Annotated in this window: 11 protein-coding genes and 3 tRNA genes; 8 read left to right on the top strand and 6 right to left on the bottom strand. The window is 42.6% G+C overall.

Translation table 11 applies throughout. The features are described from left to right. The first annotated feature begins 16 nt into the window (after positions 1-16). From CDG61_RS12100 to CDG61_RS12065, 8 genes are all read left to right on the top strand, one after another. Positions 17-2,710, top strand: a complete 2,694-nt coding sequence (locus CDG61_RS12100; protein ID WP_087549339.1) for a DUF11 domain-containing protein — start codon at positions 17-19, stop codon at positions 2,708-2,710. A gap of 16 nt (positions 2,711-2,726) precedes the next feature. Next, positions 2,727-5,375 carry a hypothetical protein gene (locus CDG61_RS12095; protein ID WP_087549338.1) on the top strand — a complete coding sequence of 883 codons (2,649 nt, stop codon included), beginning with the start codon at positions 2,727-2,729 and terminating at the stop codon, positions 5,373-5,375. 1 nt (position 5,376) lies between these two features. Next, a complete protein-coding gene (locus tag CDG61_RS12090) occupies positions 5,377-9,114 on the top strand; it encodes a DUF11 domain-containing protein (protein WP_160117049.1) in 3,738 nt (1,245 codons plus the stop codon). 208 nt (positions 9,115-9,322) lie between these two features. Then, entirely contained in the window at positions 9,323-9,814 is a 492-nt protein-coding gene (locus CDG61_RS12085) for a hypothetical protein (RefSeq protein WP_087511862.1), read from the top strand. Between the two features lie 56 nt (positions 9,815-9,870). After that, positions 9,871-12,669 (top strand): isopeptide-forming domain-containing fimbrial protein, encoded by a 2,799-nt coding sequence (locus CDG61_RS12080; RefSeq protein WP_087511861.1) that lies wholly within the window; start codon positions 9,871-9,873, stop codon positions 12,667-12,669. 106 nt (positions 12,670-12,775) lie between these two features. After that, positions 12,776-18,793 carry an SdrD B-like domain-containing protein gene (locus CDG61_RS12075; protein ID WP_228199574.1) on the top strand — a complete coding sequence of 2,006 codons (6,018 nt, stop codon included), beginning with the start codon at positions 12,776-12,778 and terminating at the stop codon, positions 18,791-18,793. Further along, positions 18,793-19,887, top strand: a complete 1,095-nt coding sequence (locus CDG61_RS12070; protein WP_087549337.1) for an OmpA family protein — start codon at positions 18,793-18,795, stop codon at positions 19,885-19,887. Before CDG61_RS12075 ends, CDG61_RS12070 begins: the two co-directional genes overlap by 1 nt. Before the next feature lie 82 nt (positions 19,888-19,969). Further along, positions 19,970-20,173, top strand: a complete 204-nt coding sequence (locus CDG61_RS12065) for a hypothetical protein (RefSeq protein WP_087549336.1) — start codon at positions 19,970-19,972, stop codon at positions 20,171-20,173. Between the two features lie 20 nt (positions 20,174-20,193). Here CDG61_RS12065 and CDG61_RS12060 read toward each other — a convergent pair whose 3' ends face one another. The 6 genes from CDG61_RS12060 to CDG61_RS12040 form a co-directional block, all read right to left on the bottom strand. Beyond that, a complete protein-coding gene (locus tag CDG61_RS12060; RefSeq protein WP_171405643.1) occupies positions 20,194-20,640 on the bottom strand; it encodes a DUF2726 domain-containing protein in 447 nt (148 codons plus the stop codon). A gap of 61 nt (positions 20,641-20,701) precedes the next feature. After that, a tRNA-Asn gene (locus CDG61_RS12055) sits at positions 20,702-20,777 on the bottom strand. A 127-nt stretch (positions 20,778-20,904) separates the two neighbouring features. After that, positions 20,905-21,111, bottom strand: a complete 207-nt coding sequence (locus tag CDG61_RS17425) for a hypothetical protein (RefSeq protein ID WP_147387793.1) — start codon at positions 21,109-21,111, stop codon at positions 20,905-20,907. Further along, positions 21,100-21,175 (bottom strand) — tRNA-Asn (locus tag CDG61_RS12050). The genes CDG61_RS17425 and CDG61_RS12050 overlap by 12 nt, the downstream gene beginning before the upstream one ends. A 5-nt stretch (positions 21,176-21,180) precedes the next feature. Next, positions 21,181-21,256: transfer RNA gene (locus tag CDG61_RS12045), tRNA-Asn, on the bottom strand. 248 nt (positions 21,257-21,504) lie between these two features. Further along, a complete protein-coding gene (locus tag CDG61_RS12040; protein WP_147387792.1) occupies positions 21,505-22,080 on the bottom strand; it encodes a hypothetical protein in 576 nt (191 codons plus the stop codon). Between the last annotated feature and the right edge of the window lie 54 nt (positions 22,081-22,134).

The following is a 22,134-nucleotide window of genomic DNA, read 5'->3' as shown; positions in this document are numbered from 1 at the left end:
ATATTCAGGGTGGGGAATGAAAGGGTTAAAAACCGGAAAAGTACGGCTTCTTACAGCCTTGGCAATGCTGAGTCTTTCTGGATATTCGTATGCGTTCCCAGCGCCGGGAAGTTATATCTCCAATATCGCATCTGGTGACTATACCGATGAAACCGGTAATCTGCTGGTTGTAAACTCAAACCCTGTTTCACTTGAAGTTCAGAAAATTTACGCGCTGACTCTGGTGCAGAATCAGAATCAGCTGGGTACGATTGGTGCTCAGGTCAGTTTTCCCCATGTACTGACAAACACGGGTAACACACCAGATACTTACCAGTTCAGTTTAAATCAGCTGACCACGGATGATTTTAATCTGGATGGCGTGGCTGTTTATGTTGACCGTGACCAGGATGGTCTGCCGGATGACAGCAATGATCTGCTGACAGCAGCATCCACGATCAGTCTGAAACCAGGCGAATCACTTTCTGTGGTTGTCGTGGGAGGTATTCCAACGGATGCAGCGGAAAAACAGAAAAGTATTCTTGATTTGATTGCGACCAGCAGTACTGAAAGTGCTTTAACTGCAAAAGTTGAGGACACAGCTACTGTTGTGGATGACGCTGTTATTGCTTTGGTGAAAGCACAGGACAAGAGTCAGGGTGATGTCGCTGATGTTATTACCTATACACTGACATACCGAAATAACGGTACAGCTGCACGCCCGTTACTGATTACAGACGTACTCGACAGCTCACTTGAATATGTAGCAAACAGTGCCCGATGGAACCAGGGGACAGTTGCGCTGACCGATAGTGTTGCTGCGGAAGATGCGGCAAACACAGGAATTGAATATCGGGTACTGCCTGATGGTATAACTGTTCAGGCGCAGGTGACATCGGTAGCACCACTGACTTCGGGTACACTGTCATTCCAGGTCAAAGTGAAACATGCAGAAAAAAATAAAATTCCCAATACTGCAAATTATGAATATTCAGATAAAAACTCAGTTAAATACACATTAAATTCCAACACGGTCAATTATACACTTTCACCTTCTCTGGGTGTTGTGCTGAACAGAACATCGACTTCTGCGGCGAATGACGGAGACCCTGATCAGACTCCCGATAACCTTGAAACAATAGCAGTGCTTAAGCCTGGGCAGGAAGTTCTGTTTAAAAACTACGTCTGGAATACAGGAAATGTGACAGATGTTTACAATCTGACTTTTAGCTCACAAAACCTGCCTTCCTGTGCCAAAGTGCGTTTATATACAAAAGATGGTAAAACGCTGCTGACCGATACCAATGGTGATGGTGTTGTCGATACAGGTTCGCTGGCTGCATCTGCTGTAAAAGAAATTCAGGTGGGTGTATATGCATCTACCAGCTGCAATACAGAAGTCAGCAATATTATTGTCGATGTTAAAGCAACATCCACAACTTCAAGTGATATTACAGATCCTGTACGTAACGTCGTGACAAAACTGGTTGCATCATCCTCTGAAAGTGATCTGTATAACTCAGATAAATCAGGTCAGGGCACTGGTGGTGGTGTTGGGGAGATTGACAACAGCGGACAAGCCTGGCTGAAAAAAACAGTTGTTGATGGCAAAGTTGTTTTCCCTCTCGTTGCTGAAAACAGATCCACTCAATCCAATAACTACAATCTGTATGCTTCTTTTTCAGCCATAGATCCACAGAATGTTACCGTAGTAACGGCTGCTGGCTTCACAGTGAAGTTCTATGAAGGCGATGCAACCTGTTCAACACTGGGTAAGCAGATTACCAGCACCGGAACAGTCGCAGGTGGTACAGCGAAGCAATACTGTGCTGAAATCCAGGTCGATCCATCGCAGCAGAATTTTGTAAAACCGATATGGTTTGCAATCCATTCACCTGTAAACCAGCAGGCTGATGCAATTAAAGATGAAATTGTCAGCAGTGTTGCCCGTCAGCTGGTGCTGACCAATGACCAGCAGGGGCAGGTCAGTGTTGGCGGAAGTATTGTTTATGTACATACACTGAAAAATACAGGCACGGTGGCGGAAGGAACGCTCTCAGTTGCAGGCGAGGGTTCTGTTTTAAAGTTTAAAGTGACACCACTCAAGTCTGACGACAGCTTTATTTACAGTCTTTATTATGATGCCAATAATGACGGAAAACTGGATGCAGCAGACAAATTTATAGATGTAAACTCTGATCTGAATGTACTGACATCTGGGGTGGGCATCCCATCGCAAGGCAGCATTCAGTTGTTATTGAAAGTCAGCAGTTCTTCGACTGTGCTGCAGGGTGCCAGTAGTGCTGCTGAAATTATAGTTGAGGCAGGTGATTATAAGGGTATTACTTTAGCCGATATCAAAAATACAGATATCACAACTGTTGGTACGGTTAATATGCAGCTGACTAAATATCAGTCAACTCTTGATTGTAAAGAACCACTGGACCAGGCAAAAGTTTCGACATTGGCATTTTCAACACAGGCACTTGCAGTCGAGCCTGGGCATTGTGTGGTTTATAAACTGAATCTGCTGAATAAGGGTATATCGACTGTAAATGCTGTGCAGTTTATTGATGTGGTTCCTGCCTATACAACTTTGCATAAGGGGCCTTTGTTGGTGCCGGGTGGTACGGATGAGTCTTCTGGGGAAAAAATATCAGGTGCGGTCGGCAGTCTTGCACCAGGGGCTGAAGCAAATATGTACTTCATGATTCGTGTCAATCCACAATAATAAAAGGCGTTCAGAAATGTTTACGGAAAAGATGATTACTCGAAGTTTACGCTGGGCAATGTCTGGATTGTTAGGAGCAACTGTATCCACATTTGCACTGGCTGATACCGCTGCGGTTATCAGTAATATGGCAACAGGTGAATATAAAGAGGAAGGTTCGACTGTTGTGCAGACATCCAGGTCGAACCTGGTGCGTACCACAATTATCCCGACTTACAGTTTTACTCTGACCAGTAATAATGAAATTGATGCAGCATTGAATCAGACCGTATATTTCAACCACGTACTGACCAATACAGCAAATGCAGAAGATACATTTACTCTGAGTGCAGTTACAAATAATGGCGCGGTGGCATTAAGTCAGATTGTTGTATATCTGGATAAAGACCGCAATGGTGTGCCAGACAGCGATCAGCCTGTAACTCAGTATTCTTTAAATGCGGGTGAAGCAGTTGCTTTAATTGTAAAAGCAGTTGTTGGAGCTACAGGCGCTGTTGGTGCAGGTGGTTCACTGAAAATTACAGCGACTTCAGCTCAGTCTGGGGTAGCAGCACAGAGCAATACTGACACAGTAAAGATTACAGATAAAGCTGTACTGAGTATCCGCAAGTCATTCAATAAAGATATTGTAGTAAAAGATGATGAAGCCATTGTCCGTCTGACCTATCAGAACATGGGTACTGAAAGTGGCGAAGTCCATATTACGGATGTGCTGAATTCAGCAGAGCTGCTTTATGTATCAGGTGCTGATCTGTGGAATGGACAAGTATTAAATTCTGCATCAGGATCAAATGATCCGACAGGTATAAATTATTATTGGGATGAGGCGACAAAGACGGTGAGCGCCAGAATCACCAGTGTCCCTGCCAATGCTCAGGGTTATATTGAGTTTAAAGTCAAAGTTGTAAAAGGAACGCCAGGTCAGATTCCTAACTTTGCAGACATGACTTTTGATCATGATAAAAATACAGTTACCCCCGTTTTAACAGCAAAATCAAACACAGCCATTCTGGAAATAAAACCAGTTTATAGTTATGGTGTTGTGATCAATGCTGATGCCAGCACAGCTTCAAATGTTAATGATATTGACAGTAGAGGACCTGTGGCTACAGGTTCAACAGTGTTGTTCAACAACTGGGTCTGGAACACTGGAAATACAACTGACCGTTTCAATCTGACTATGGGAACCCATAATTTCCCTGTAGGAACAGTTCTTGAGTTTTTCCGTGAAGACGGTGTTACTCCATTGTTTGATACCAATGGCGATGGTGTTGCTGATACAGGTTATATCGAAGCAGGTGGAAAACTGCCCGTTGTTGTGAAAGCAACTTTCCCGAAAGACTATATAGATACAGCAAATACTCAGTTTGAGGTGAAACCTGTAGCTCAGTCCATTGCGGACAGTTCAAAAACAGATGACGTGACAGATAGAGTCACGCTGTCTCAGAATGATTTATCCAGAACAGTCGACTTAACAAACCAGCCCGAAGACAATGGTGTAGGCAATGGTGCCGTCTCCAATGGAGCAGCTGCATGGAAAAACCTGTCGGGTGATAATACCAAAAAAGTGATCTTTCCATTGCAGGTCAGTCATGTCGGTCTTGCAACATCATATCAGTTCAGTGCAGATGATGATGGTGTATTCAGCACATTAAAACTCCCTGCAGGCGTGTCTGGTGTTCGTTACTACGGAACTGCAGATAACTGTCAGACTGTGCTTGGAGAAATTTCTTCTACTCGTGTACTGAATAATGGTGAAACTCAGACTTACTGTGCAGTAGTGAGTCTGGATGCCACAGCAGCAACAGGTACTGTGGATATCTATTTCAGAGTGGCTTCATCTGAGCTGCCTGCACCAAATGCACAAAACGCTTATGACACCATTCATAACTCGATCAGCATCACATCTAAAAACAGTCAGGGTGGCATAACGCTTGATCCAGACCTGCGTGGGCAGATTGCACCAGGTGGCACGATTACCTATACCCACATTTTAAAACCGTGGGGCGAGCAGGTTCTGAAAGCAACAGATACTTTGACAGTGACCAATGACCAGCAGGGTTTTATCACCACACTGTATTTTGACAAAAATGATAACGGTATGCTGGATGCTGAAGATGTGCTGATGACCGATTTATCGGCAGTACCATCAGCAACACTGACAGATAAAAAGCCAGTCCGTATTTTTGCCAAAGTGGAAAACTCATCACTGGGCACAGTGGGTATTACCAACACTTCTGTCATCAGTTTAAGTGATGGTTCTACGGTGCTGGATACAGCAACGGACATTACCACCATTACCACTTCACCTGTGCGTTTAAGCAAGTTGCAGGCAAAAGATGATGACTGTAATGGAACCGAAGAAGGTTCATTTACAACAGGCATTTTGCCGATTACTAAAAATGCAAATGGTTCAGGTCAGTGTGTGATTTATCAGCTGACGGTGACAAATATGGGTGCATCAGACATTGGCAGATTTACTTTTTATGATGCAACACCAGAAGCAATGATGATGAATAAATCACCGGTTTGTGCGGACTGTGATGCGGCGTCAATCACTGCGCCAGCTGTGGGTCAAAGTGGTGAAATTAAGGGTTCAGTCCCTGCGGTTAAAAGTGGTGCAAGCCATACCTTGGAGTTTGGGGTGAAGTATGTGGGGAACTGAGATGAAAAAAGTACTGGGAAAAAGTTTCTTATTCGGGGTGCTTTCCTGCATCAGCATTTCATCTGCATACTCAGCCAATCCGGGTGCAATGACTGTTGATGTCTCCCGTTTTGAAGTGACTGCTGTAGATACACCCTCAATTACCAAAGGGCACAGTGGTGTACAGACTGCAACCATTACAAATTTTGGACCATCGGCTGCAACGGGCACAGTCGCTGAAGTAAGGGGAGCGACAACAACGGGTGTAACGATTACCGGTGTAACCTGGGGAGCGGCAGATACAGTCTGTCCATTAACTGGTACGGTATACAGTTGCAGTGTCGGTGGTTTAAGTGTTGGTTCTACTTTTGATGTTAAAATTACTTATGCAGTCGCTCAGACTGCAACCACATCTACCTCAGTACAACAGACGACTTTAGCTGTAAAAAGTAATCAGGCAAACCTTGGTAGTGGTGCTGGTGAGAGTATTCACAGAGTTTGGGGGCGGGAGGGGAGTAGTACAAGTGCGCCTTCAGCTTATGATGCTTTTTGGGTTGGTCGAACTGCAAATGGAACTTGTACTGTTAACAGAAATTCTAATGGTGTGATTACTTCAACAACTTGTGGAACATATTCATGGGAAGGGACAAGTTTGATCGGTGCATGGCCATTAGCAGAAAAAAACCCCATAGGACAGTACCTTAGGACTGCTGCATCAAATTCCGAACTTGGAGATACTTATTACTTTGTATCTAGTGCCAATAAACCAGAACCGACGTTTGTTGACCTTGTTACAAATTTAATTGGTTATACAAATAGTCAAGTTACCTTAGCTGAACCTTCTAATAAGAGGAACTCATATACTAATAATTTACGTGCTTGGGAGTTTGAAACTTATGTTTATATTCCTAATGGAACAAGTGAAGTTAATGCTTGTGTTGGTACGCAAGGTTCACATATTGATGACGGAGCTTATATTACGATTCAAAAATCAAATAATGGAGTTTTAACAAATTCAGCTTTAATGTCAAATTCCAGGGAAAGTGTGAGGGATTCTTGGGATTCTGATAATCCTTATGTGGTGAGTTCTACTTTGACAACAGGTGGATATTATAAAATTACTTATCGAATGGTAAATCAAAATTCAATAAATAAATATGCGCAAGGATTATATGGACCCATTGGAATGTCGTTCAGTGGTGGAACATGTAGTAATACAGAATTACAGAAACTGTTGGAAACAGGCTTTCCAACCACCATTACTGTTCTGGATAAGGCAGACCTGGCTATTACCAAAACAGTTGATAAAGCAACTGTAAAAGTTGGTGACTTACTTACCTATAAGTTGAAAGTATGGAATAAAGGTGTTGCTGCTGTCACGGGTGCAATTGTTACTGATAATGTACCGGCAGATTTAGCCAGTGTGCAGGTTGTATGTAAGGCAGTGGGGACTGCAACATGTCCGGCTTCTATTTCAAATATAAACAATTCCAATAGCCGCAGCATTACTTTGGGTTTATTGCCTTTGGTTGGTAAAGATTCAAATAATAATGATGCCAATTATCTTGAATTTACACTGACAGGTTTGCTTTATAAAGAGCCATCTGGGACTTCAGTTTCAAATACTGCAACCATTGCATTACCTGCAGGTCTGACGGATACGGATCCAACCAATAACACTTCTACAGTATCAACTGTAGTTACCAAAAACACACCTATTACAAATGGTGAATCTGAAAATATGTGTGTAAGTGCTCAGTCAGTGAATTTAATAACCGATACAAAATTTTATTCATATATTGACAATAGTATTTTAAGTTCACAAGGATTTGCAGTAAATCCAGCTATATCACCTTATTCAGTTGCTTATGGTACAGGAGCTAATGGTGCATTACAGTTACAGGGGAAAATTAACTGGTCTTATGGAAATCCTCGAGTCACAGGTTCAACACTTAAAATTTATGTAAATGGTACGCCGTATGCTGTGCTGACGACTCCAGGTGCCAGTGTAAATAATGATGCTACATTTACTGCTTTAAATGGAGCAACTGTAACACCAGTAAGTTTTACTGTTGGTCAATATAATACTGCGCCATCAGCGGTTAATTTCACTGTAACTTTACCAACGACAGTTGTGTCCAGTTTAAGTACTTTAAATGTGGATTTTCAAAATATCAGTCCTAACAAAAGTGCAAATGATGCGGGCGATGACATTGGTTTCAGTCTCAATAATTTAAATGTCTGTTTAAAACCAACCTTTGAGTTAAAGAAAATCTCAGAGGGTGGTACGGATGCTTTTGAATTTGAAAACTTCAGTAATCTGGCTGCAAATGCTTCATATCAGATTCAAAGTGGTGAAGTGGTGACAACAGTTGTTGGTTCAGCTCAGAATGTCCGTTTGAAGAACTCTGTTTCACCGGTGGAGAATGGTTTCACATCACCAGTTTATGCAGACGCAAATAAAGCGATTTCATTTACTGAGAAAGAATCGGGTCTGTATTCGCTGCGCAGTGTCGAATGTACTGATTCAAATACCAGTGTGAGTGGAAACGTTGCAGGCAATCTCGCTGTACGCCAGGGAAGTACAGTGACACTGGATGCATCAAAGGTAAAATTTGCATCGAAGCTGATCTGTAAAGTCACCAACGAAAAGAAAGCGGGTTATGTATTCAGTGGTCGTGTGATCAATGACAACAGCGGTACAACTCAGGATGCAGCCAAGGCATATAACGGTGTTGCTGACTCAGGTGAAGTCGGTATTGCTGGAAGCCGTATAGAGTTGCAGAACTGTAGTACCAAAGAGGTGTTTGCATCTGCACAAACCAATGCAAATGGTGGTTTTGAGATCCGTACTTTGCAGAATGTATTTGATGCAACCTCAAATAATGTTTGTCTGGTTCAAAAAAATGTGGATGGTTATACATCGGTCAGCAGTGCAAAGTCTGCTTCTGTAACAGCAGTTGTTGATGCAGGACATGATCTGTTTACGGTCGAAAAAAATGGGACAGCCAGTGTTTATGATGGTTTCCTTTTTGGTGATGCACAGCTCCAGCTGATTCTGACGCAGAATGGTCAGAAAAATATTTCAGCAGGTGATGTGGTTGACTATCCACATGAAATTATTTCAAACAGCGTACACAAGCTGGGTGCTCTGACTTCTTCAAATATACAGCAGCCATCTGGTCAGGACTGGCAGAGCATGATCTACCATGACACTAACTGTAACGGCCTGGTCGATGTAAATGAAAAACTGTATTCAGCTGCATTGCAGAATACGCAAATCATGCCAGGTCAAAAAATCTGTCTGGTACAGAGGGTTGTCTCATCTGCAGCTGCTAAAGCCGGTGACAGTCTGACCGCGGAGTTTAAGCTGGACTACAGCCAGAATTATGAGGGTAATACACCAGGAAAATCAAATTCAGTACATGACATCACCACAGTCGGTTCGGCTGGACTGGATATCAAAAAACAGGTTCGTACAGTGAATGCATGCCCATCTACATCTGCAGATACGGCATTATTCACGACGGAAAATACCGCAAAGAAAGAACAGTTCCTGGAGTATCAGATTGCATATACAAACAGTTCGGCTAAAAAACTGATTGATGTTGTGTTGAAGGACTCTGTGCCGCTTGGAACAGAATATAAAACCTGTACAGAAAACTGTACCCAGACTGGATCGTCACTTACATGGGATATTCCTGGGACGCTGTTACCTGGAGCGAGAGGAAACGTACTGTTCTGTGTGAAAGTTCAATAGTTTTAGGGTGGGAGGCTACACGTTTAGTGTAAATCTGAAAATGTGTAGTTAGTCCTGTGAAAACAGATAATTAAAGTTACATCAAATTTAATTAATGATTGAAAACATGGTTAAAATTTGTTTAATATAAGTTGTATTTTGTATGTTTTTCATAGAAAATTGTGACTTATATTAACAAAATGTAATTTTACTTGCAGTGGATCTAAATATGCTGAAAGCAACTGTTGCGCTGAAGGGTTTAACCCTCAGTCTGGTTATGGGAATAGCAGCTACACATGCTGTGGCAGCTCAAAATAATGCTAAAGAACCCGTGTCTATTGAACTTAAAGCGTTCAAAAAAACAGTGGACACAAAAGGAAAGGTCAAGTTTGTTTCTGCGGAAGCAACCAAGCCAAAAGATATCATTGAGTACCGTGCAACATATACCAACAACACTGCAGGTAGTATCAAAGGTTTGAAAGCGACACTGCCTGTTCCAGCAGATACTCAGTACACAGGTGTCAGCTCTCCGGCAGGTGCGCTTGCAAGTACAGACGGGGTGAATTTTGCAGCGACACCGCTGAAAAAAACAGTAAATGGAAAAATTGTGGAAGTTCCACTGAAAGACTATCGGGCTTTACAGTGGCAGGTTGCAGAACTGCCATCCAAAAAGTCTGTGACTGTAACTGCACAGACTAAAGTTAATGCTGCAGACGATTAATTTTTAACTTTTTAAAAGCAACTTAAACATAACTCCTTTTGGGGGCGGGGACTATAATGTCAAATCCTATTCAAACTTTAAAGCGTAACAGCTTGTCTTTGTCCGTAGCGGCAGCGCTTGGCGGTCTGGCACTGGTTTCTACCGGTGCACAGGCTGCAGCACCAGCAGCAGGGACTCTGATTAAGAACGCCGCGGTGGCGACTTATACAGAAAATGGTACAACAACAACGTTGAAGTCAAACGAAGTTGAAACCAAGGTTCTTCAGGTGGGTTCATTCACACTTGAATCTGATCGTACCAAAACAGCGAATCAGAATGCTGAAGTGGTTATGCAGCACATCCTGACTAACACCGGTAATGGTACAGATACATTTACACTGACTATCGGTGATGTACTGACAGGGGATGATTGGAACTTCCAGAAAGTTGAAGTGTATCTGGATACGGATGGTAATGGTACAGCAGATGGTAAACCACTGACGGCTACGGATAAGATTACCCTTGACGCTGGCAAATCCATGAACCTTGTGGTTGTAGCTAAAACACCACAGGCAGCAAATGCTGCTACTGCAGGTCAATTAAAACTGACCGCAGAAAGTGAAAAAACGATTGGCACCCTGAAATCACAGGACAATACTGATACTGTAACTATTATTACAGGTGCTTCTTTCAGTGTTGTAAAAGCAGTCAACGTCCAGGCTATTGATACAAGTACTGCTGCTCAGACTGTTACTTATGATTTGAAATATAAGAACAGTGGTAACGGTACTGCAAATCTGGTGATTGAAGATGTGCTTGACAGCAAGCTGGCTTTTGTCACTGGTAGTGTAACTCTTGATGGTACTGTTTTGACACCATGGGATGGTACTGGAACAGCTCCGACGACGAATCATTATCAGGTTGATGGGCAGAAACTGACATTTACTTTGGTTAACGTTGCTTTTGGTAAAAACGGTATTGTAAGTTTTAAAGCTAGCGTTGCTAAGGGAACTGTACCGGGTGATATTACAAACATTGCAAAATATGACAATGATGGTCCTGATCCATCAACTGGTGGTTATAATCCAGATGACCCAACCAACAATACAATTGTAACGGTAGAGGGTAATCATAACGGCTTTATCAGTGACAGTAGTGATATTACAAAAGATAAAGGCGGTTGGACGGATAAGATTACGCTTAAAAGTGTGACAGCAGGCAGTTCAATTGACTTTGGTAGTGGTACAGAGTCTACAACTGCGACTGATACAGGAACTGACCTGGAAGTTATCTATATTCATAACTCAGGAAACACTACAGATACCTTTAAAGTTGAAACTTTAGCATCAACTTTCCCTGCGGGCACAAAATTCTCATTCTATAATGCTTATGGCAACGCATTGACTTCGAGTATTGGTCAGGGTGTGGATACTGGACCACTTGCTCCAGGTGCTAACTTTAAACTGCTTGTACGTGTAGAGTTGCCATCAGGTATTGAAAAAACAACAGCGAGTGAAGTAAAAGTAAGTATTACTTCTGTAGCTAATTCAGCTAAAAAAGATGATTTAACACTTGAGATTCAAGAGATTACAAAAAATGCTGTTGACTTGAGTAACGGTAGTGGTGATCACAATGGTAAGCAGGATGACGCAAAAAATGCTGGTGAAGGACCATATGACCCAGCTGATGTTATTGATTCAGAATCTACAAACCCAGGTGTAACTGTTAAGTTCCCGGTAGCTGTAACTAACCATGGTGCAAAACCTGAAGAATATCTGTTCAGTACAGTGGTTAAGACAACTGACGGCACACCTGTTGATTTAACTGACTGGGTTGTTGAGTACTTCAAAGAGCCTGCACAGAATGGAACAACCTGTTCAGGTACACCTGTAACAAGAACAGGCAGTGTTCAGCCAACAACAGCGACTTCAGATAAAACTGAATATTACTGTGTGAAAGTAACTCCACCTAAAGGTCAGGACGCTGGATTATATGATGTAATCTTCAGTGTGACATCTTCTGCTGGTGTGACAGACAGTATGAAAGATCAGGTGACTGTAAATGCGGTGCGTGAGCTTGTATTAACTGAAGATCAGCATGGTACTGTTTACCCAGGTGGTGTGGTTCGTTATGAGCATACGCTGACCAACAACGGTAACGTGACAGAAGGTGCTGGTAAAAATGCTACTGATAAAAGTTACTTCGAGCTGGGTATTTCACATAGCGTAGATAACGGTTTCATTACGACTGTCTATGTTGATACGGACAAAAATAATATTTTTGATCCATCAGAAGATGCTGCATACAGTACCAGTTCAGCTGATTGGATTCATGCACTGAAAAAAGGTGAGAGCGTTAAACTGTGGGTGATTGTTCAGGCTCCAGGTACGGCAACCAATGGTTTGACTGATGAATCTAAAATCACAATTACAACAACCGGCGTAATAAATAAAGTTGCAGCACCTAAAGTTATCTATAACACAGATACAACGACTGTAGCTGCAGGTATCCTTGATCTGTATAAGACTCAGGCAGCATGGCCGACATGTGCAGACACACCTCCAGGCGCAATGCCAACAACAGGTAGTACTGCTGGTCTTGAGGCGAAACCAGGTGAGTGTATTGTGTATTTCATTACAGCAGAAAACCGTGGTGACCAGGTTGTTAAAGACGTTCAGATTAAAGACGTGATCCCGTCTTATACAACACTGAAAGCGCCTGCAACATTACCGGCTGATTTCAACAATACAGCAGGTACTAAAAAAGGTCAGTTTAACTACGATGCTGGTAGTACAAAAGATCTGATTACAGATAAATTTGATCTTGCGCCTAAAGAAGCTGCAGTACTTAAATTTGCTGTGCAGGTAGACAAATAATAATCCATATTTGCTTTTAGCAGATGGATGGACATGAACTTCGGTTCGTGTTCATCCCTATAATTTTTATATTTTGTTTTTTGAATTTTTTTGTTGGGGTACTGTCGTGTCAAAGCGATTTAAGCTGGGTAGTAGCAGTCAAGTAGCATTCTTGTTCACCACACTGGCATCGTCCATTGTACTGGTGAATCAGACCTATGCAGCCATGCCAGACGCTGGTGTAACGATCCGCAATACCGCTTATGCAAGTTACAGCACCTCCGATGGTGGATACTTTAAAGACGTTCCATCCAATACAGTGGGTGTAACGATTACTCCGTTGTATGTGATTGGACTGACAACGCCACCTTTACAGGAAGTTGATGCAGGCTCTAAAGTCATCTGGCTCAATGAACTCAGTAATGACAGTAATGCACCTGTTGATGTCCTGTTTGATCAGTTGGGTCATTCTGATTTAAGTAATATTAAAATATATCTGGACACTAACCGGGACGGGAAGTTTGACAGTTCTGACCAGGTGATCAGTGGTCCTGTTCACCTTGAAATCGGTGAAAAAGTAAATTTATGGGTTGTTGCAGATACTTTAACAACACTGCAGGACAACACACGTGTTGATTTACCTGTTCGTGCCTATACCGTACAGGACAACACTGCTGATGCAGAAGCAACAGATGCTCTGATCAGTTTTGTTCCACAGCTTATTGCAACTAAAACTGTAGATAAACAGCAGTTTGAACCTGTACCAGGTCAGTCGTATGATCTGAAGTACAATCTTGAAATAAAAAATAATTCTTCCAGAACATCAGGAACCACGGCGATTGATGTCGATGGTTCAAGCATGAATGCTGTACTTCTTGTGGATGAATTACCAGCCAATACTGTCTTTAAATCAGCAAAACCAGCAAACTCTAATGCTGTTGTGCTGTATAAAATTGCCAATAATAAATATACAAAGAATATTCCGTCGGATAAAAACCAGATCAATGAACTGGTGGTTGCATATCCTCAGGCTTTACCTGGAAATGCAACAGAAGCTGTAGAACTGATCGTGACCATGAACTCGAATATTGCGAGTACGATGCTTGTAAACCGTTTTACAGTCGAACATGGAACAGCAACAGGTATTAAAAAAACCATTTCCAATGATGCGATTACCAATGTCGGCGGTCATTCGGATGTCAGTAACAACTCAGGTGATTATTCCATTACCGTGGGGTCGGGTACTGTCAAAAAACCATTGTATATTTCTGCCAATGGTGCAATGTGTAATGCTGAACGTAATACACTGGATAAAGTCAATATTAAGGTTCAGTCCACGACCACTGGTGACATTGAAAATGTTCAGGGCATAGAGACTGGACTCAATACAGGTGTTTTCCGCTTTGAACTTCCGACACAGGAAAGCCTGACAGCAAATCCTGGAGATATGATTCTCCAGACCGTAAAACGTGACAAAGTTATTGTAAGTCTGACGGACTGTCTGGATGCAAATGGTACGTCCACCAAAAAAATTACAGATGTAAATACGGATGTACTCATTGATCCTTACGGCATTGTATTTGATGCAAAAACAGGTCTGCCTGTTGCTGGTGCTACAGTTACTTTACGTGATGCAAACGGGCAGCCGGTTGGTCCAAATGTTGCATTTAAAGTGGATGAAATTACAGGTGCATTAATTCCAATAGATGCTGTTCAGGTGACGGACAGTGATGGTCAGTTTGTCTATCCGTTGGTGGAACCTGGTACATACAGTCTGCATGTGGATACCACAACCATTCCTGGCGGTATTACATATACATTTACCAGTGACCGCACCATTTATAACGATTTCGGTACGAGACCTGTAGATATTAACTGGTCTTATGGTGGTAATTTCAGCCTGAAAGCAGGTGATGCTGCACTTAATATTGATATTCCAATTGATCCTTCAGCATCTACAGCAGTTAATAATAACCTGACGGTCAAAAAAGAAATCAACGGCAGTAAAAATGCTGAAATTGGTGACTTCAAGGACTATACCGTTACTGTTGCCAACCAGGGCAATACCACTTTATATGATGTGGATATGAAGGATACTCTGCCTAGAGGACTGGTATATGTATCTGGAACCATGCGTGTGGATGGCAAGAAAGTTGCCGATCCACAGGGTGGAAAAGGACCATATCTGACTTTGGGTCTGGGAACTTTGACTCCAAAACAGGAAGCAAAAGTTCAGTACAGAGTTTATGTGGGTCCAAATGCTTTAAGTGGCGATGGGATTAACCGCGCACATGCCCGTGATCAGACAGGTACGGTGTCAAATGAAGCACAGGCTAAGCTGAAAATCACTCCTGGTGTGTTCAGCCCTGATGGTTTTGTAGTGGGTAAAGTCTTTGCAGACTGCAACCGTAATGGTGTACAGGATAAAGGTGAAGCCGGTATTCCAGGTGTCCGTATTTATATGGAAGACGGTACCTTTGTAGTCACCGATCGTGAAGGTAAATATAACTTTTACGGTATCAAACCGATCACTCATGTACTCAAAGTCGATACCACAACACTGCCTGCAAATTCAGAAATGCTGCTGATCAATAACCGTCAGGCGGGTGATCCGGGCAGCCGTTTTGTGGATATCAAACGTGGTGAGCTGCATCGTGCTGATTTTGCAATTGCGGATGGTATGGGACAGTGCAGTGATGCACTTGCAGGTCAGATTGAGGAACGTAAAAAGAACATTGATGCTCAGCTGGATGCCCTGGAACAGGTACTGCGTGCAGATTTAAGTATTGATCCGTCAGTTACTTATGTTTCTGATGTACAGGGACAGCCATCAAGTGGCTGTATCAGTGCCGTCGGTGCATCAGCCAACTGTAATATTGAATATAAAAAAGATCAGATCAAAGATGTTAAAACAGTTCATATAGAGCCTGTAAAAGCACCAGTTTCTCTTGATCTTGAGCAGGAATTACAGCGCTCTGAGTCAAATCAGCTCAGTATTCTGAACTTAAGGGATCAGCAGATATTGCCTGCTGCTCAGACCATGGTTCAGCTAAAAGGAGCTCTGGGCACAGATATTCAGCTTTTTGTAAATGACGAACAGGTGAGTGAAAAACGTATCGGTAAAAAAGCCGCTGCTGCTGATCTGGGTGTGGCTGGATTTGACTTTATTGGTGTGGCTCTAAAACCGGGGAAAAACAAAATCGAAGCCCGCCAGCTGGACAGCTGGGGGAATCTGCGTGACAGCCGTACAGTGACTGTGATTGCACCTGGCAATATGAATCAGCTGAGCACTCAGGTGGTGGAACAGCAGGCTTATGCTAACGGTAAGGATGTATTTCAGGTTGTCGTTAAAATACAGGACCAGAACGGAACACCGGTTGCGGCACGTACACCACTGACCATTGAATCCAGTATTGGTACGGTTCAGTTAACAGATCTTGAAAAAGATAAACCAGGCACTCAGATTTTTGTTGAGGGTGGATCGGTTGTTATTCCTGTACTGGCACCAACAGAAGCTGGTGAGGGCGTATTAAGAATCAGCAGCGGTATTTATGAGCGAAGTATTCCTGTGCGCTTCCTGGCGGAACTTCGCCCAATGCTGGTTACAGGTATTATTGAAGGTTCATTTGCTCTGAATGATTTTGATCCTAAAGAGCTGGCAAAAACTTCAACCCAGGATGGTTTTGAAGAAGAACTGACTGATCTTTCCGTTTCTTCAGATGGGACTAAGGCAACCCGTGGTCGTGCTGCATTCTTCCTGAAAGGTAAAGTGCGTGGTGACTATCTGTTGACCATGGCTTATGACTCTGCCAAAGACAATAACCAGCGTCTGTTCCGTGATATCCGTCCTGACGAATACTATCCGGTTTATGGTGATGCATCTGCAAAAGGTTTTGATGCACAGTCCACAAGCAAGCTGTATGTCCGTGTGGATAAAGGTCGTTCATATGCTATGTATGGTGACTATGTTACACGTACAGAAAATGACGAAGGTCTGTCACTGGGACAGTACAGCCGTTCATTAACAGGTCTGAAATCCACTGTTGAGGGTGACCGTTACAAAGTCAGCGGTTTTGCATCCAGAACGAGCACAACTCAGATGATTAATGAGTTACGTGCAATGGGTGTTTCAGGACCATATTCACTGGGTATCAATGCTGATGATATTCAGGAAAACAGTGAAAAAGTTGAAATCATTGTCCGTGACAGAAATAACCCAGGTCTGATTATTTCTCAGAAAACACTGTCCAGATTCAGTGACTATGAAATAGATACTTATTCAAACAGTATTTACCTGACTACACCGCTCAGCAGTATTGATGAAAATCTGAACCCTGTATATCTGAGAATCACAGTTGAGACAGATCAGGGTGGTGATGAGTATACAGTTGCTGGTGTCAACGGTTCCTTGAAACTGACAGAACAGGTCAGCGTTGGTGGATCTTATATTCAGAATGAAGATCCTGTCGATGAAGAGAAAATTGCCAGCGTAAATACAGTGGTTAAGCTGAATGAAAAAACCAAGCTGATCGCTGAGTATGCTTATTCAGAATATGACAGTATCAGCCTGGACAACCTGACCAAAGTCAATGCTTCATCAGATACTGTTGGACCTCAGGATGGTTCTGCGGCACGTGTTGAACTGGATTATAAAAACCAGAATGTCGAGCTGCGTGCTTACCATCATCAGGCAGATACAGGATTTAAGAATGCATCGTCTTCAATCAGTGCAGGTCGTAAGGAAAGTGCAGTCAAACTGAATGCCCGTGTGGATAAACTGGGTGTGGTCAGACTGGAAACAATCCGGACTGAGGATACTGAAAATAACGGTGTGCGTAATGGTGTCAGTGCAACGATTGAACGTGCCATTACCCGGATTCTGACTGCAGAAATCGGTGTCCGTTATTATGAAGAATCTGTAGATGCGGCAAGTCAGTCCACATCAGGTATTTCAACACCTTATAACGGTACGACGGTCAGAACAAAACTGAAAGCAAATCTGCCATTTAATGGAACAAGTATCTTTGCTGAATATGAACAGGATATTTCGGACAGCGAGCGTCAGGTCTTTGCATTAGGCGGCGATACCAATATCTATAAAAATGTTCATGCCTATGCGCGTCATGAGTTCATTTCAAGTATTGGTGGTCTGTATGAGTTAAATGATACTCAGAGCCGAAATACAACCGTATTTGGTCTGGACAGTCAGTATATGCGTGATGGTTCAGTGTTCAGTGAATACCGTGTCCGTGATGGCTTGAGCGCTCGTGAAGCTGAAGCTGCGATGGGTGTGCGTAACCGCTGGCAGTTGAAAGAAGGTCTGTTCTTCAACACGAGCTTTGAAAAAGTCAAAGTGATGGAAGGTGAAAATAAAGATTCACTTGAGTCCACTGCAGCGACGGTTGGATTTGAACACTTAAGTAATCCGCGCTGGAAAAATGTGGCTCGTGTAGAAGGTCGCTGGTCCAGTCAGTCTGACAGCTACCTGAATACACTGGGTACGGCTTATAAACTGACAGATGAAGTGACTCTGCTTGCCAAAAACGTACTGAATTTTACAGACAACAAGTCTGCGGATTCTGGTGATCGACTGGTCAACAGATTCCAGTTGGGTGCAGCATACCGTGATGTGGAAACCAACCGTTTTGATGCGCTGTCCAAGATTGAACACCGTTATGAAGACAATCAGTCAACATTGACAGATCCGCATAAACGTAACGTTTATCTGTTCTCGACACACATGAACTATCATCCTTCACGTGCTGTTCATCTTTCAGGACAGTATGCAGTGAAGTATCTGGATGAAACGTATGACATGATCCAGACCAGTGGTATGACGCAGATGCTGAACGGGCGTTTTATGTATGACATCAACGAACGCTGGGATGCAGGTGTAAATTCAGGCGTGATGTGGAATGACGTGTCTGATGGCATACGTTATATGGCAGGTGTTGAAGTGGGTTATCTGCTTGCTTCTAATCTGTGGTTGTCGGGTGGTTATAACTTTACAGGTTATGACGATAAAGACCTGACGGATGGCGATACCACTATGCGCGGTGCTTATTTCAGATTCAGATTCAAGTTTGATGAAAATCTGTTTAACCGAAATAAGGCGTCTGTAAATAAAGCACTGGAGCCAAAATAATGCCATTCACAATGAATAAATACAGCGTATTGCTTGGTGGGCTTATTTTCTCAACACTGAGCTTTACAGTAAATGCTGAAACTCAGCCACTTTCGGCTGACAGCCAGTATCAGGCTGCATCCGCTCAGATACTGCATGAACAGATCAAGAGCCGACTTTCCAGTGCATCTGAAGTGCAGGATCGTTATCAGCTTGAAAAAGCCAGTGCCTGGCTGACTTATGCAGACCATCAGTACAGTGAAAGAGGTTTTACTCCTGCGGGCAAAGAGGCTTTTGAACAGGTCAGTAAACTACTGCAACAGGAGCAGAAACCGAGCCTGACAACTGCTATTATTTCATCTTCGCAGGTCATGCGACGTGATCTGTGGTTACGTGCAGAACAGTTAAAACTGCAACCTGGTTTTTCCTGTGCATACAGATCGGTTGCGCAGGCGGAAGTAAATCTGGTCTGGGCGGCAGCAGAATACTGTGAACTGGGATGGAGACATTCCAGAGAAATCTTTGCTGCGGCAGAGCGGCAGATGGATCAGGCAGTTTATCTTGCACAGCAATGTGAAGGTGCATCAGGTCAGGTTCAGCAGCCATCGGTTGTGAAGCTGCCTGAGCTGAAACAGCTGAATGGCAGTATTGGGTGTGCCGGTGTCAATCCTGAGTTATGGCCTTTAAAAGTATCTGAAGACAAAGCACAGGAACCCGCAGTTCTTCAGATTAAAAACACGGTGCATTTTGCACTGGATAAATCGGTACTGTCACCAGAATCCAAAGCCGTACTGGATGAAATTATTCAGGTCATTAAAGAACAGCCTGAGTGGTCTGTTACGCTTTATGGTTATACTGATGCTAGAGCAAATGCAGCCTATAATCTGAAGCTCTCTGAACGTCGTATCGCCTCAGTACAGCAGTATCTGACAGCTCAGGGTATCAACCCATCCAGAATAGCATCTGAAGCCCGTGGTAAAACAGATCTGATTGAGCATGATGATGCAGTTCAGTCCACAGCAATGAGCCGTAGAGTGGAAATGCTGTTCACAGATGCTGAGGGTAAGGAAATCAAAACAGAAACTCAGTATTCTGATTTGCAGAAAGAGAAATAAAGCTGAAATATGACCCTGAGACAGCACTTGCCTCAGGGTTATTTTTTGCTATATTGAAACGCCATTTTTAACGGTCTGTTTTATGACGCAACCTAAAAAATCGCCATTAACACGGAAAGTCATTTTATTGGCAACGCTGGGCTTATGTATTCCTGTTTTTTTAGTTGGAATGGCTTTTCTTGCATTAAAAAGTGATGCTGAAAATCAGAAAAAATATCAGCAGCAAAGGCTTGAACAGGCTCAGAAAATTGCTGAACGTGAGCGGGCAGCTAAAGAACAGAAATAGTCTGGTCTGACGATTCAGCTTTACGAAGCTATATCCTGTTTAAGTTGTCGTACGGTCGGAATTTCTGTGTAACGACATACCTTGTAGCCTGCTTCATGGAGCATGGCATCCCGTAGGGCATCTTCTTCCTCTTTTCCTTCATGACTGGGATCATCCAGTTCAATGACCGCCAGTACATTCATAGACTGATCAAGAATTACAAAGTCGGTGACTTTGCGGTTAAAACGGTTCCGGACTTTATAATTCTGACTGGTGATCAGTGCGCTGAAAGCAACCTGAGCAAGAACGTGCTGTGCAGGAAATGCTTCATTCAGACGGATAAACATTTTCTGTTCAAAAGGCGTGATAATTTTTCGGGGATGGTATTGTTGTGAGCGGAACAGATGCTGTCCAAAGACCAGCAGGATGAATGCAGCAGTCGCGATACAGCCGATGAAAATGAAAATAATCTGAAAATCAAACACAATGCTGATACAACTGACAGGCTGAATAAGAAAAACCCACTCATAGTGAGTGGGTTTTAGAATCTGGCTCTCCAACCTGGGCTCGAACCAGGGACCTGCGGATTAACAGTCCGTCGCTCTACCGACTGAGCTATTGGAGAATCTGCACGCATTCTATGGGGCAAATGCAGCAGGGTCAAGCATAGAGCCATGAAAAAGTTTAAAATTGCGATCAAATGTCTTAAAAATAGTCATTTGTATTCTATGCATATAAATCCGCGACTTAGATTATTTTCTGTGGCTTTCAATGGGCAATGGCTGGAAGGGGATTTTCTTTTTATATTCCTGTTTTGCCTTTCTTACAGTGACTAAATATCTAAGCGTATAAGATTCAGTGGTCATGTAGATGATGCGGTTCAGATCATTTATGCTGATGATGGCAATAAAAAAGCCCACTTCATGATGAGTGGGCTTTTTAGAATCTGGCTCTTCCACCTGGGCTCGAACCAGGGACCTGCGGATTAACAGTCCGTCGCTCTACCGACTGAGCTATGGAAGAATAGATGGCTCTCCAACCTGGGCTCGAACCAGGGACCTGCGGATTAACAGTCCGTCGCTCTACCGACTGAGCTATTGGAGAATCTGATGCGCATTTTAGGGATGAAACTGAACATGGTCAAGTGAAATTGAATGAAAACCCTGTTAAATGTTTTTTTATTGTCCATATTTAAAATATTTGCTTATATATTGATTATTTTTGAAGTTTTCTGTTCTTTCTTGGCGATTGAATGATGATACTGGTGCTATAAAAAATATTTTCCGGTGTGGTATTTATTTTTAATCATTTTATTTTTTAATGCGACAGTTATCCTGTGCACGGGACTATTTTTATTTTCGGAGACTGAATTTTTTATTGAGTTTTTGATCGTAGTTAAAGTTCGCAATGTCTTTCTGACTGAGAAAATCAATGAATCTGAATTGTCTGTTGTTGAGCTTGTGAAAAACAGCGGGTCTACTTTTGGCTTTATTCTGGCAAAGAACACAGATCAGCATAGCAGTTTCAAGAATTTGATTATTGCTGATCAATAATCCCTGTTGAACTTGAAATATAGGCACAGTTGTAGTTCTGGAAAAAATATCAACGACCTGTATAGGCTGAGCGGTGTATAGAAATAATTTCCGTTCTGGTTCATAGGCTGTTATTTGATAATTGGTTTCGTGTCTTTCTAAACTGAAATTCGTAATATCAGCATATTTTATTCTGGTTTTAGCCGTATATTTTATAATTTCCAAGTCTTCCAGGTTAAAGATAATACGTGGTGTTCTGCGTTGAAAGACCATCCATAACAGATAAATGCTGAAGATAAATAAAATCAAAAGAACAATCACTGCTATACCGAAAAGGGGCGTAATGTAGTCTGAATATTGTAAAAATTTAAAGCAGGCAAACTGTATCGCAATCATACTGATGAAAATAAATGCTATACGTCCAGAACTGGCTTTGATCACATGAGGTTG

The organism is Acinetobacter sp. WCHAc010052, from assembly GCF_002165295.2.
In the GTDB taxonomy this organism is placed as follows: Bacteria; Pseudomonadota; Gammaproteobacteria; order Pseudomonadales; family Moraxellaceae; genus Acinetobacter; species Acinetobacter chinensis.
Note: the sequence above shows the minus strand (reverse complement) of the source record. Positions and strands in the feature narration are given on the sequence as shown.

Coding starts and splice junctions, on each gene's coding strand:
- CDG61_RS12065 (WP_087549336.1), top strand. CDS start 19,970: ATGACGCAACCTAAAAAATCGCCATTAACACGGAAAGTCATTTTATTG.
- CDG61_RS12095 (WP_087549338.1), top strand. CDS start 2,727: ATGTTTACGGAAAAGATGATTACTCGAAGTTTACGCTGGGCAATGTCT.
- CDG61_RS12090 (WP_160117049.1), top strand. CDS start 5,377: ATGAAAAAAGTACTGGGAAAAAGTTTCTTATTCGGGGTGCTTTCCTGC.
- CDG61_RS12100 (WP_087549339.1), top strand. CDS start 17: ATGAAAGGGTTAAAAACCGGAAAAGTACGGCTTCTTACAGCCTTGGCA.
- CDG61_RS12040 (WP_147387792.1), bottom strand. CDS start 22,080: ATGATTGCGATACAGTTTGCCTGCTTTAAATTTTTACAATATTCAGAC.
- CDG61_RS12080 (WP_087511861.1), top strand. CDS start 9,871: ATGTCAAATCCTATTCAAACTTTAAAGCGTAACAGCTTGTCTTTGTCC.
- CDG61_RS12070 (WP_087549337.1), top strand. CDS start 18,793: ATGCCATTCACAATGAATAAATACAGCGTATTGCTTGGTGGGCTTATT.
- CDG61_RS12085 (WP_087511862.1), top strand. CDS start 9,323: ATGCTGAAAGCAACTGTTGCGCTGAAGGGTTTAACCCTCAGTCTGGTT.